This window comes from Peribacillus sp. ACCC06369 (genome assembly GCF_030348945.1).
Classification (GTDB): Bacteria; Bacillota; Bacilli; order Bacillales; family DSM-1321; genus Peribacillus.
Window position 1 is genome coordinate 3,985,305 of sequence record NZ_JAUCEN010000002.1, and the last position, 12,830, is coordinate 3,998,134.

Annotated in this window: 15 protein-coding genes; 3 read left to right on the forward strand and 12 right to left on the reverse strand. The window is 42.3% G+C overall.

Features of this window, described 5'->3' with window-relative positions:
* Positions 1-366: 366 nt before the first annotated feature.
* The 4 genes from QUF78_RS20190 to QUF78_RS20205 form a co-directional block, all read right to left on the reverse strand.
* Complete coding sequence (locus QUF78_RS20190; RefSeq protein WP_289327365.1) at positions 367-1,554, reverse strand: amidohydrolase; 1,188 nt, start codon at positions 1,552-1,554, stop codon at positions 367-369.
* Between the two features lie 168 nt (positions 1,555-1,722).
* Positions 1,723-2,529 carry a DUF1444 domain-containing protein gene (locus tag QUF78_RS20195; RefSeq protein ID WP_289326048.1) on the reverse strand — a complete coding sequence of 269 codons (807 nt, stop codon included), beginning with the start codon at positions 2,527-2,529 and terminating at the stop codon, positions 1,723-1,725.
* A gap of 50 nt (positions 2,530-2,579) precedes the next feature.
* Positions 2,580-2,891, reverse strand: coding sequence for a thioredoxin family protein (locus QUF78_RS20200; protein ID WP_289326049.1), 312 nt, complete (start codon positions 2,889-2,891; stop codon positions 2,580-2,582).
* Positions 2,892-3,010: 119 nt separating this feature from the next.
* The gene (locus QUF78_RS20205) at positions 3,011-3,517 is read right to left on the reverse strand and encodes a hypothetical protein (protein ID WP_289326050.1); all 507 of its coding nucleotides are present in this window, start codon (positions 3,515-3,517) and stop codon (positions 3,011-3,013) included.
* Positions 3,518-3,640: 123 nt separating this feature from the next.
* On the opposite strand from QUF78_RS20205, the gene QUF78_RS20210 reads away from it, so the two are divergent.
* The gene (locus QUF78_RS20210; protein ID WP_289326051.1) at positions 3,641-4,090 is read left to right on the forward strand and encodes a YtoQ family protein; all 450 of its coding nucleotides are present in this window, start codon (positions 3,641-3,643) and stop codon (positions 4,088-4,090) included.
* 118 nt (positions 4,091-4,208) lie between these two features.
* On the opposite strand, the gene QUF78_RS20215 is transcribed toward QUF78_RS20210, so the two are convergent.
* The 3 genes from QUF78_RS20215 to QUF78_RS20225 all read right to left on the reverse strand — a co-directional run bounded on the left by QUF78_RS20215 (position 4,209) and on the right by QUF78_RS20225 (position 6,906).
* Positions 4,209-5,078: an AraC family transcriptional regulator gene (locus QUF78_RS20215; RefSeq protein ID WP_289326052.1), complete on the reverse strand. Its 870-nt coding sequence runs from the start codon at positions 5,076-5,078 to the stop codon at positions 4,209-4,211.
* 160 nt (positions 5,079-5,238) lie between these two features.
* Entirely contained in the window at positions 5,239-5,751 is a 513-nt protein-coding gene (locus tag QUF78_RS20220) for a DUF84 family protein (RefSeq protein WP_289315319.1), read from the reverse strand.
* 81 nt (positions 5,752-5,832) lie between these two features.
* Positions 5,833-6,906 carry a M42 family metallopeptidase gene (locus tag QUF78_RS20225; RefSeq protein ID WP_289326053.1) on the reverse strand — a complete coding sequence of 358 codons (1,074 nt, stop codon included), beginning with the start codon at positions 6,904-6,906 and terminating at the stop codon, positions 5,833-5,835.
* A gap of 176 nt (positions 6,907-7,082) precedes the next feature.
* On the opposite strand from QUF78_RS20225, the gene QUF78_RS20230 reads away from it, so the two are divergent.
* The gene (locus QUF78_RS20230; RefSeq protein WP_289315317.1) at positions 7,083-7,400 is read left to right on the forward strand and encodes a PepSY domain-containing protein; all 318 of its coding nucleotides are present in this window, start codon (positions 7,083-7,085) and stop codon (positions 7,398-7,400) included.
* A gap of 48 nt (positions 7,401-7,448) precedes the next feature.
* Here the strand turns inward: QUF78_RS20230 and QUF78_RS20235 are convergent, their stop codons facing one another.
* On the reverse strand, positions 7,449-8,294 hold the full coding sequence (locus QUF78_RS20235) for a YtnP family quorum-quenching lactonase (protein WP_289315316.1): 846 nt from the start codon (positions 8,292-8,294) through the stop codon (positions 7,449-7,451).
* Between the two features lie 331 nt (positions 8,295-8,625).
* Positions 8,626-9,264, reverse strand: a complete 639-nt coding sequence (gene trmB / locus QUF78_RS20240) for a tRNA (guanosine(46)-N7)-methyltransferase TrmB (RefSeq protein ID WP_289315315.1) — start codon at positions 9,262-9,264, stop codon at positions 8,626-8,628.
* 251 nt (positions 9,265-9,515) lie between these two features.
* On the opposite strand from trmB, the gene QUF78_RS20245 reads away from it, so the two are divergent.
* Entirely contained in the window at positions 9,516-9,791 is a 276-nt protein-coding gene (locus QUF78_RS20245; RefSeq protein WP_289326054.1) for a YtzH-like family protein, read from the forward strand.
* Here the strand turns inward: QUF78_RS20245 and QUF78_RS20250 are convergent, their stop codons facing one another.
* The 3 genes from QUF78_RS20250 to QUF78_RS20260 form a co-directional block, all read right to left on the reverse strand.
* On the reverse strand, positions 9,792-10,574 hold the full coding sequence (locus QUF78_RS20250; RefSeq protein WP_289326055.1) for a phosphotransferase family protein: 783 nt from the start codon (positions 10,572-10,574) through the stop codon (positions 9,792-9,794).
* 292 nt (positions 10,575-10,866) lie between these two features.
* Positions 10,867-11,823 carry a diacylglycerol/lipid kinase family protein gene (locus QUF78_RS20255; RefSeq protein WP_289326056.1) on the reverse strand — a complete coding sequence of 319 codons (957 nt, stop codon included), beginning with the start codon at positions 11,821-11,823 and terminating at the stop codon, positions 10,867-10,869.
* Positions 11,810-12,817 (reverse strand): NERD domain-containing protein, encoded by a 1,008-nt coding sequence (locus QUF78_RS20260; RefSeq protein WP_289326057.1) that lies wholly within the window; start codon positions 12,815-12,817, stop codon positions 11,810-11,812. Before QUF78_RS20260 ends, QUF78_RS20255 begins: the two co-directional genes overlap by 14 nt.
* Between the last annotated feature and the right edge of the window lie 13 nt (positions 12,818-12,830).

Genomic DNA, 12,830 nt, shown 5'->3' on the forward strand with positions numbered 1-12,830 from the left:
TTAAAATATCGAGAAAATTTGGGATTTGTATCTACTTTTTTAATCGTATTCTTTACCAACTCTACGTATTTCGCAGAACTCCTACCCTACTAAACCCCTTCTGGAATGAGTTTAAACCTATCCATCGCGAAATAACATTAGCCCCTAGTCTACTATTTAAATAAAACACCGCTGTTAAATCGCGTTTACAAAGAGATTAAGTTTTCATGCAGCCCAGGATGAAAGCTGGTCATTTATTGCATCATCCTTCACGAAACCTCCTGTGGCATCCAAATAACGGCTGAAACCTATAAAACACCGTTCGTTAATACTGAACGGTGTTTGTGGGTTCAAGCGTTTTTTTTTTTGCAACCAAGACCAATGGCACTAAGCCCAATCATAAAAACTGCATACAACCTGCGCCACTGATTTGGAAGCAATCAAAATGGCATCTTCATCAATGTCGAATTTAGGATGGTGATTGAAATATGGCTTTTCCACCCCTTTCGGTTTACAGCCAATGTAAAAGAAGCAGCCAGGAATCTTTTCCGCATAATACGAAAAATCTTCTGAACCTGAGAATACCGGAAATTCCACGACCTTCTTAATATCTTTATCATGCATGCTTTCCAGGCTATTTTTCACGAATCCAGTCAGTTCAGGGTCATTATATAACGGAGGATAATCAGGCACATAGGTAAGTTCGCACTGAACATCAAATTCCGTTTCCACCCCTTTGACGATCCGATGGATTTCCTTATCTATCAGCTGTTGGGTCTCTGCTGTCATATAACGGACATCCCCTTCAATTTCTATACGATCCTTTATGACATTAAAGCTTCCTTTTCCATCAAAGGAGCCGATTGTGACTACGCCCATATCAAAAGGGTTCAAGCGACGGCTGATTACGGTTTGTACGGCTGTCACGAAATGGGCGCCTGCCACAATGGCATCATTAGCCATATGCGGGGAGGAACCATGACCGCCTACACCCTTTATCGCTAACTTGAAATAGGTCCGTCCAGCCATCGAATAGCCGCCGCGATACCCGACGACCCCCGCTGGATGCGACGGAAATAAATGGATTCCAAAAACAGCATCCAGTTCATCCAAAAAACCTGATTCCATAATGCTTTTTGCTCCTCCTGGGGGTGTTTCTTCTGCATGTTGATGGATTATTTTGATAGTGCCTGATAGGGAATCTTTCAACTCGTTGATGCAGTCGGCCAGTACCAATAAATAAGCGGTATGCCCATCGTGTCCGCAGGCGTGCATGACACCTTCATTTTTTGAACGGAATGGGACCTCCGCTTCTTCTGTAATCGGCAATGCATCGAAATCCGCACGGAGACCTATCGTTTTCCCTGGTTTTCCGCCTTCGATCGTTACGATGATCCCTAATCCATTTCCTACATTCGTTTGAATCGACACATCTTTCCCTTTATAAAAATCAATGATATATTGTGCCGTTTTCTCTTCTTTGAAAGATAGCTCCGGATTCTCATGTAAATGACGGCGGATTTGAACCATTTCCTCTTTACGGGCTTCCAGCATGTTCATTAATTTACTTTTCACATTCACGATAATCGTCCCCCTTAATGTTTATTCATAAGGTTTAAAATTTTCTTTCGGTCTGGTAAATTAACTCTATTAAAATTGTATATACTTCTCGATAATAAAACAGGACCGCTGCCAAGATGGAGTTTCCCCAATGCTGACACGGTCCTTATGTTTTGCGATGATTTATTGTTCTCGCTTTTTGTTTTTACCCATAATGAAAATGGGCTCCAACTCATTATCTTCGTAAAGGAATGATAGAGCCGTTATCGGTACATGACCGCTGGCAAAGAAGCTCATGGCCATTTGCGCAAGAATATCATAACCCGTATCATTCTTAACATCGGCAATGATGATGACATCCTGATGCGGAATGGCCACAGCCATGGTCCCCTCGATCTTTTCCTTCATTTCCCGAAGCCAGGATTCATTCAGGATTCTGCTGGCATCATATCCATCATTCGTGTTCAAAAAATAAAATGCATTATCCGCGACGATATCCGACTTCATTTCAGTGGAGAGGGAACGGGCATTGAAAAGGGCAATTTCACGGATTCTGTCACCCTGCCAATTTTCCCGTTGAATCATCTTTTCATCTATAAGACGGTAGGTTTTTCCTAAATCAAGGGCATAAAAAACCCGGGTTTCAGCCGTATGCTCATCGAATAAAAATGGATTTCCTTCTTCCGATTCCATTGGAAAGGAGGTAGAGCGGATGACTGGGAAAATGAATTTCTCCTTGCCTTCCATGCTGTGTTCTTCCCCCATCACATTCAGGGCCTCTTCCACGTAATAGGTGATTTCATCGATGGCTTTTTCCTGTACGTTTTCATAGTTAGCAAGTACAGGAGGCAGCTCGATGGTGATCCCCTTCCCGGTCTTCACATTTTCCACGCGTAACGTATCTTGCTTGCTATCGAATTTGAAAGTCCGATTATCATCTTTTAACCGTTCCTTCAAGATATTTTTCAGCTTTGTGCTGTCCATTTTCATGGTTGACCCTCCTCTTCATTGAAAAATCCCCAGCGAGAAGGGGAAATTGATTATAGTGATTGTATGAATTCCTCAATTTGTTCTTGTGTTTTGCGATCCTTGCTCACGAATCTACCTAGCTCTTTGCCATTATCATAAGCGATGAAACTTGGTATTCCGAATACATCATTAGCTGCACAGACATCGATGTATTCATCACGGTCCACATAAATGAATGTGAAGTCAGGAAATTTCGTTTCAATCTCCGGCATAATCGGTTCGATTACACGGCAATCTCCACACCATGTCGCCGAAAAAAGAAAAATATGTTTGCCTTCATTTTTTAATGCATCATATTGCTCAATGGTTTGTAACTTTTCCATTTGAATATTCCTCCTGCTCTATATGTCACCTTAGTTTTTATAATCCCATCATACCAGACTCTCCGCGAATCAACCATTAATACGGATCGGTTGAATGACCGGGAAATTGGGGAGTTATCTTATTTATGGGGCACGGATGATACGATTTCCATCATCTGTTTCGCATCGGTTTTTAAATGCTCTTTATCCGTTTCGGTTGTCAGCTTGACCCCACCGATCCCCACTGCAAGCTCATACTTTTCTTTCGGTATCTCTTTAATCGAGATAAAGCCGAATTTATCATCAGTTTGAAAGGAATGCAGCACCAAATATTGATCTCCTTGTTCCTTTATCGCCAAATATAAAACGGAGCTGTCTTCTTTTTCATTCGGATTGACAAATAATATATAAGCCTTATCACCTTTTTGTAAAATCAAATTATTATCATGTTCTTCCACTACCCTATATTCCTTTGGCAGATAGACTTGAATAAGCCCTGCCTCGAGATTGGGCTGTTTTTCATCGTCACGAAAAGCCACTTCAGCAGCCTTCATTGCCTTTTCGGTTTGTCTCTCGATACCTGAGCAGCCAACAAGCAAACTGCTTATTAACAGGAAAACAAGAAATTTCTTATTCGATAAAGCCATCTTCATTCCTCCAGCCGTCTCTTTTATTCACTTATGGATACTATTATCCTTATTTATGGAATTCATCCATTTTCTAAAAAACATGATACAATGAAAACAATTTAAATACCGAGGAGGAAAACAATGAAATTAACTGTGTATCTTGCTGGGGAGATCCATTCAAGTTGGAGAAGTGAGTTGAGAGATAAGGCTTCTGCACTGAAGCTTCCTTTAGAATTCGTCGGTCCGATGGAGAACCATGAACGCTCCGATAATATCGGTGAAGATATTCTCGGAGAACAGCCGAACCCTATTCTGAAGGATGCGGCCGCTTCCCAAATCAATAATTTGCGGACAGGTCTTTTGATGAAAAAAGCTGATCTTGTCGTCGCCCTGTTTGGAGAGAAATATAAACAGTGGAATACTGCCATGGACGCAAGCACTGCCCTTTCCCTGGGTAAACCGCTTATTTTGATTCGCCCGGAATCCCATCACCATGCCTTAAAGGAATTATCGGAAAAGGCGAGTGTAACGGTCGAATCCGTGAACCAAGCCATGAAGGTGCTTTCTTATATTTTTGAAGAAGGGTTATAAATCTCCCGCCGAAGGAGTATCCCCTTATATCAATAACGAGAAACGGTCTTTACCCAAATAAAAAGCTTGTAGGGAAAATTACCCTACAAGCTAAAAGCAAATATTTATGGGTTGAAACTTATCCCTTTTTAATGGGAATCCAAATTTCCGAGTAATAGTCAGGATTTGAAGCGTCATCATTCGCGTATACTTCCATTTCGGGAGTTCCGGCATGTTCATAACCGCTGGTAGGGAACCATTCGGAGAAGACTTGCTTCCAAGCCTTTTGAATGGCATCCGGCATAGGTCCGTGAACTTCAAATACGACCCACTTGGAAGCCGGTATCGTAAGGGTTGAAAACTCTTCAGGCACTTTCCCGGCATACTCTGCACCTATCCAATAATCCATCGTTTCATTTTTTTCCACTGCCCGCTTATCGACACATACACCAATCAAGCCATCTATTTGGCCATTGTTCAACTTTCCTAACCTATCGCTGGTTCCATCCGTATTCACTTTATCCCACAACATCGGGATCCCAACCAAATTCTCTTCATTGACCAAGGAAAACTCTTGCTTGATTCCTATCAATTGAAAGGAATCCCTTTCGAGGATATTGTATTTCATCGGTTTTGCCCCTTTCAAAATCACCTGTATCACCAGGCGTTCATAGAATTTCAGCTTCCCCATACACTTTCGTGCTTCGCTTGGAGATACTCCATGCTGCCTTCGGAAAGCTTTTGAGAATGCCTCGGGAGTGTCATAGCCATACTTGTAGGCTAAATCAATGACCTTGCCATTTGTGGATGAAATTTCTTGGGCCGCTAAGGTCAGTCTTCGACGCCTGATATATTCACCAATGGAAATATCCGTTAAAATGGTGAATGTCCGTTGAAAATGAAAAGCTGAGGCATTCGCCTGCCTGGAAATACTCTCGATTGTCAGGTCCTCCAATAAGTGCTCCTCGATATACTCGATTGCCTTTTGGATTGATTCAACCCACCCCATTCCGCTCACCCCTTGTCATCTATACTAGCAACCCCACCCATTAAAATCCTGTCAGATTCTGCTCTGTTTTGGCAGTGTTCTTTTTCCTGATTCGAACCGACATATGTACTCTTCTATCATCATTCCATGGCTATTTCAGTCATGACATGATTCAAAAATCCTACTTTTTCATTTTCAGCTTATACTCGTGTTGACCCGCAAGCATCCTCATGATATGAAGGAACATTTCCCCCCTGGTGATTCGCTCATTTGTAAACACGCCGATTGCTCCTTCCTTTTTGCTGATATTCTCCTGCATTGTGTAAGCGTCCATCACCGGACCCAACTCTTCACCGTGCAGTAGCTTCCCGGCAACAATTCCGGGCAGCGGGATTCTTGCTCCGCCAGCTACAAAGACCTCACCGTCCCTCGTGGCCATCGCACCCCAATTGCATAGAAACAGGCCTTGCTCCATTTTCACGACACCGCCTTCAAGTCCGATACCGATTTCGGCATCACTATGAATTAAGCAATTCCGGGCACGCGTCATTGCCCCATCCATCGTTTCCTCATCTGAAAATGGCTGTTCCGAGACACCGCTTTCCACTTGAAGCGATATGATTTCAGCTTCTTCATATACGTCAAGCACTGCCTTTACTTTCGCCGGATTCTTACTGCCTACTGCTATTTTCAATATGGTTACCTTCCTTCCATGTAAAAAAAAGCTGATGGAAAAGGATTCATGACAGCTCCCTTTCCATTTCAGCTTCCTCTATCAACCGTTATTTATCAATGTCTCGAATGTCGTTTTATCACAGGAACGAACCAATTTCCCGATCAGTTCACGTGCAGCGGCATAATCATCAATATGAATCATGGATGCATGTGTATGAATATAGCGGGAACAGATGCCAATCACCCCGCTTGGAATGCCTTCGTTTGCAACATGGACCCTCCCTGCATCCGTGCCGCCTTGGGAAACGAAATATTGATACGGAATGTCATTCGATTCGGCCGTATCAAGGATGAACTCCCTCATGCCGCGATGCGTAACCATCGAACGATCCAAAATACGGAGAAGCGCCCCTTTCCCCAGCTGCCCAAATTCACTTTTACTGCCGGACATGTCGTTCGCAGGACTTGCATCCAAGGCGAAGAAAAGATCCGGTTTGATCATATGAGCTGCTGTTTGCGCACCCCGTAATCCCACTTCCTCCTGCACGGTTGCTCCGGAATAGAGGATATTCGGTAATGTTTCATCTTTTAAATCCTTTAACAATTCAATCGCAAGTCCGCAACCGTAACGGTTATCCCATGCTTTTGCCAGTATTTTTTTCTCATTGGCCATCGGCGTGAACGGACAAATCGGTACAATTTGCTGACCGGGCTTAATACCGATTCTCTTCACATCTTCCTTATCATCCGCCCCGATATCAATCAGCATATTTTTGATATCCATTGGTTTTGAGCGTTGCGATTCATCAAGCAAATGAGGAGGAATCGAACCGATGACACCAATGACCGGCCCTTTATCGGTAATGATTTCAACTCTTTGGGCCAAAAGCACTTGACTCCACCAGCCTCCAAGGGTCTGAAAACGAATCATTCCATTATCCGTTACGGAAGTGACCATGAATCCCACTTCATCCATATGCCCGGCAACCAGTACAGTCGGCCCTTCTTGATTACCTCTTTTTACGCCAAATATTCCGCCAAGGCGGTCTTGGACGATTTCATCCGAATATTTTTCCAGCTCACTCCTCATGAAACTCCGAACTGCATGTTCATTTCCCGAGGCTCCCGGTAATTCCGTCAATGTTTTAAAAAGTTCTAAAGTCTCATGATTCATTTTTCTACCCCTAACCTATGTATTGTTTTATACTATTTTACAGAACTTAGCATCATGTTACACTAGAAAGTTCTAATTTATCAGTTAATGGTTAAAATTTCAAATTATTAGTCAAATAAAGCGTTCTTCTGTATACTAGAAAGAGTGATTGAAAAAATGCAATGGAGGAGAAATCAATGAATTGGAAAACGTTTTTACTAGGTACTGTAGCCGGGTTTGCTGCTGGCTATGCGACAAAACAAATATTGGATCAATCAATTAAACCTTCTCCGGATAAAGTCTTGGCCCAAGTGAAGGAAACAGTCAAAAAGGACGGAAATATATATGGCTCATGGATCTTGATGAAGCCGGAAAACTATACAAAAAATGATTTGGACTATGAAGTGTACAAAGGCGGGATCACTAGAAACACAGAGGGAAAACGCGAGCAATTCGAATTTGTTGCAGATGCCTCTACAGGAACAATATTGGAGCTTAATGCGCAAAATGATTGAAACAAAAAGGAGGGCCGTCAAAATGACGTCCTCCTTTTGCTTTCCTGCTTACCGATTCCGTTTCAATTCGGCTATTATCTCTTTACCCGTTACATCCCATTTGATGGCACAGTAGTGGGCATCATGGTAAAAGCTGTACCAGGACCCATTTTCCAGTCCGGATTTCATCCACTTTTCCTTCGCTTCGATGGAAGTCATGGGATAGTCGTCATAAGCAAGGACCCAGAGGACATTCGCATGCGCGTGCGTCGGCATGATATCTGCCATGTGAATCAATCTTTCCCCACCATCTTCAATGATGATGATTGCATGTCCATCACTATGCCCCCCTGTATGGATCATTTTAATGCCTTTCGTAATTTCTTGTTCACCTTCAAAAGGACGTACCTGCGAAGCGACAGCCTCCCAGTTTTCTGCCCAATATGTACTTTTTGAACGAATATTCGGGTTTTTCATTTCATTCCATTCAGTTTGAGTCGTAATGATTTCAGCACGCCCGAATACAGGCACCCAAGTTTCACCTTCACGTTTCGTCAAACCGCAGGCATGGTCGAAATGTAGATGGGTCATTAAAATGTAATCGATATCATTTGGTTGAATCCCAAGTCTGCCAAGATCTTCGACAAGACTGGATTCCTCCGTCACCCCAAAATTCCGTCTTTGCTTCTCATTCATCTTTCCATTACCAATACCGGAATCTATAAGCATGTTCAATCCATTTGCCTGCACTAAAATCGGATCAGTACGTAACTCGATTTGGTTATTTTCGTTAACAGGATACTTCTTGGACCAAAGCGGTTTCGGTACAACACCGAACATCGCACCCCCATCCAAGTGAGTCACACCGCCGTTCAACCATGTTAATTTCATTTCCCCTATTTGCATCGTTTCCATTTTACCCCTCCTCTCCTATAGTTTAACACCCACTTCCATATATTGAAATTGATAACAATCATCTCATCCTCGTGAATGCCCCCCTCCCATATCAGACCTTTACGATTTCCCCCAAACGAAAGAGCCATCACAAAGGCAAACATGGTTCATGGTAGACGAAATGGTGGATATATTTCTATCTAAACCTCCGTTGGGTTTCCTTGACATCCTTGCTTAATAACTTTGTTGGACATGTATATGGCAGCATTTAATTGGTGTGAACTTATGAAATTTTATTCGGCTTAAACAAAATAAAAAACCAGATGCTGTGCACCTGGTTTCTGATCGATGATTATTGGAACATTGCTTCCAAGCGGTATATCCGGTTGCCTTTACTCGAGAACTTTTCTTCATATTCTGTCATGATATTACCTTCAAAACTGCTGTTATGCAGATCAAGGCTTACATATTTCAAGAGCATGCCGTATTCGGAAATACTCTTCAAGGAAGATTCGAATAACCCTTGGTTATCCGTCTTGAAGTGAATCTCGCCTTTGTCTGGCAGGATGCCTTCATATACTTCGAGGAATGTCTTATACGTTAACCGACGTTTTGCATGACGCGATTTCGGCCACGGATCAGAGAAATTCAAGTAGACGCGATCCACGTCACCTTTTGCAAAATATTCCCCTAAGTTCGCTGCGTCAACATTCAACAGCTTTAAATTTGGAACATCCGCTTCAATCAGCAAGTCCAATGCAGCTACAATGACACTTCTATATACTTCAATTCCAATGAAATTCACATCAGGATGGGCTTTTGCCATTTCTGTAATGAAACGGCCTTTCCCCGTACCCACTTCAATATATAACGGATTATCGTTACCGAAAACTTCATGCCATTTACCTTTATGGCTCACTGGCTGCTGAATTACATATTGTGGAAAATCATTCAAACGGTCTTCAGCCCAAGGTTTATTTCTTAAACGCATGATGACACCCCTATTTATAATATAATCGTTCAAACCATAACACGAGTGGATGGATTCCTGCAAGATGATTTTTTCAGGAAAAGCCTGCATGCACCCACTGACAAATAAAAAAACTGCCGGCCATCCAGGCGACAGTCTCTGTAGTTTTCATGTATAAAACTTTCCGCAAAACACACCATAAATAAGTGAAGGGCAGGCGAGAACCACCTGGGAACCCCTTGAATCCATATTTAAGATAGGAGAGGTATTATATGCCGCTTTCCCATGAACATCAAATGTCACTATTAAAAGATATATTAACCAATCATCAAACAGATTGCTGCGGATCCGTTTCTGAATGTGAACAGGTTGAAAGGCTCGTCAAATCCCTAATGGTCAATATGGATATTGACAGCAATGTAAAAACGATACTGACGGAGATTTACGAATATAGCCAGACAGGCATCGGTACCGCCGATTTAGAAGCACATATTTCAACCCACCAGAACGACTTGTCCCAGTGGGTGGATGATATAGATCAATTCTGATCAGCCAACCATCAATATTGCTTCAAGTTTTTGCAGTAATTCATTTCTTTCCTCGTACCGCTTTCTACGATGATGCCATTGGATGGAAAGCACTAGTTGTGAAACCGTGTGCCATTTCATCCTCATCTCCAGGCCTGCGTCAAGCTTCTTGCCGTAACGGGCAAGCCATTGATTCCATTCTTCCCTTGGGACATATGAATACAGGAGTACGCCGAGGTCAATGGCCGGATCGCCAATGACCGCTCCGTCCCAATCAATTAGGAACAATCCGTCGGTTTCGGTCATGAGCCAATTATTATGGTTCACATCACAATGACAGACGACTTTTTCGTCGCATTCAATCAACAGGAGATTATTCTGTAAAAAATGGATGGCCTGCTTGATAATCGGAATATCCGTAACATCCGAAGATAACCCGGTTTCTATGTCTGTAAGTATACTTTCAGGTCGTAAAGGGGATTTCCCAAGCCTTTTGAGCATGCTTAACAAAGGATCGGATTGATGAATTTTTTGAAGCAGCTTTGCGACTCTTATATTGTTCATTTCCTGCTGAGATAGCTCCCTGCCTTCCATCCAATGCTGGGCCGTAATTACATCCCCATTTTCCAGGCGTTTTGTCCACATTAACTTTGGAACAATGCCCTCAGCTGAAAGAACAGCTAAAAATGGCGATGAATTTCGTTTAAGGAAGAGCTTCTGCCCCTCTTTCTCGGCAATAAAGGCTTCTCCCGTAGCTCCTCCAGCAGGGGATATATCCCACTCCTGACCTAATAAATGTTCCAACTGGTTCACCTTCGATTTCCTCGCTTAATCATACAAATGTGGGTACGTTCACCTAGTGTATGTATTACCACTACTTTGAGTCCATGTTTAATAAAAAATCCGCCTGCCGGCGAAGCTGCATTTATACTTGCATCGGGATGATACCCGCAATTAAAAACATCCTCATTTTAGAGAAATAAAAAAATAGCTATTGAGCAATTAAACAATAGCCATAAATTAAATTTTAGTTGAAAAACGGTTTCTTCGTCAAGTACTATAAAACGATTATACGCATAAAACAAAAACAAATAAATCATTTCATATTTTTGTTTGGAATATCATCCTTGAACATGACGCGAATTTTCTCTTTCAGAACCACTGCAGCTACTTCACCCATTCCAACAATTTCCCCATCTGACTGGATTTTCACTGACCCGTGGTTCTTCATTTTTATCCTTTCACCAGAAAAAGAATCAACATTTTTAATGTTTAGGTGACCGCCCCATAAAACGGTGATGAATACGGTCAATAATTTCAACATTGTAATATCATGGACCACAATCACATTCAGCCTGCCATCATCCAGCTTTGACATCGGTGAAATTTTCATGCCACCGCCAAAGTAGGGCTGGTTCGCAATGACGATGAACCATACCTTTTTCAAAAGATGCCGATTTCCATCAATGATCAATTCCATACAGCTGGGCTGGTAAGAAAATATTTTTTTTATAAAAATGAACAGATAAATTAATTTACCCGCTCTGACAAAATTAAACCATTTTTTCAGAGGCGAACGGTCTGCTTCAGCTGAAATTTCAGCATCAATGCCCATTCCCAGGCTGTTAATAAAATAACCAACCTTACCATTCGTCTCGAACTGTCCAATATCAACGGCACTAAAGGCGTTATCCTGAAATAGAGAAAGCGCTTCTTCCACACTCTCAGTTTTTTGAATGCCCCTTACATAATCATTGCCAGATCCAGCCGCAAGGGAGCCGATGATTGCATGAGGAAAACCAATCGCGCCATTTATCATTTCATTGACCGTTCCATCCCCCCCGACAGCGATCATCCGGGTTTCCTGATTCGTCCCTGAAAGAATTTCCTTCGTCAATCTTAGCGCATGACCCTTTTCCTCCGTAAAAAACACCTTATGGGGAACAGCTTTTGAATTCAGTATTTCCTCGGCTTTTTTCCAAATCTTCAAACTCTCTTCATTTCCAGCCATTGGATTGACAATGAAATACAGCGTATCATTAAGGTTCTGCATGCTCATTTTCCTCTGTTTGGTTATATTCAGCATCCCATTCAGGTCGCATGCTCGATGTAGTTTGACAATATTCAAGCAATGCCTGCGCCCCTTTTAGCTGCTGTGCCTTAAGAGGAAATGATTTTGCCCGCATCCTTTCAAACCATTCCGGGAAGGTCCGTTTATCCAATATCGTAATATCATAAGGAGCTTCGGGATAATCCACATAACCATTCCGGGATAGAATCACCTTTTTAATCGGTACGTTCACTTCATAAAGCTCAAATACCCGGGAGACGATGTTCGCCATCCGATTTGCGCCCAGCATGGGGTTGAGCACTTTTTTATCAGGATGCTTATGATGCATGCGGACCCAGAACCGGTCACCCGAACCGATGAAAGCAGCGTTTTCTTCCGCTTCCAGAAAAGTGATGCACCAAGCATCAACAGGGGTCAATAAAATGACATCGACTTCAACTGGTGCATTTTTCAATAGAAAGATAGGTTTATATAATACGAGAAACGTATCCGGAAAACGTTGCAGAAAAAAGCGGAGCCTTTCATCCAAAAAGAATGATTGGTCCACAAATGACTTTTCATGAAGCGTAGAACTTCCCCATTTCATTTGAAAGCGGAGCAATTGATTTAAAAAATTCTGCTTCAATTCATCCAGACTGGCCGGACGGAACGGAAATCTTAATGAAAAAACATTAGTATTTTCAATCTGGTTCGGTATGAGCAGCTCATCTGCCTTTGCGTCCTGTTTTCCTGTCCGGGGGAATATGCCTTTCACCTTTTTAAACAGGCCCTTTGACTCTTCCCGTGGCGTATCAAATTTGACCTGTGTTTCACTTTCAGCATGTTCACTATAGAGCCGATCTAGCTCGCCCGCTTCATAAGAAGCCTTCAATTTATCCCATTGCTGTTTTTTCAACCGGGCAAATTGTGTTGGATATCGATAAATATCCTGCTCATACCGGGAAATATAATCCTGCATCTTTATGAGCTGTGCCATTCGACCACCACCA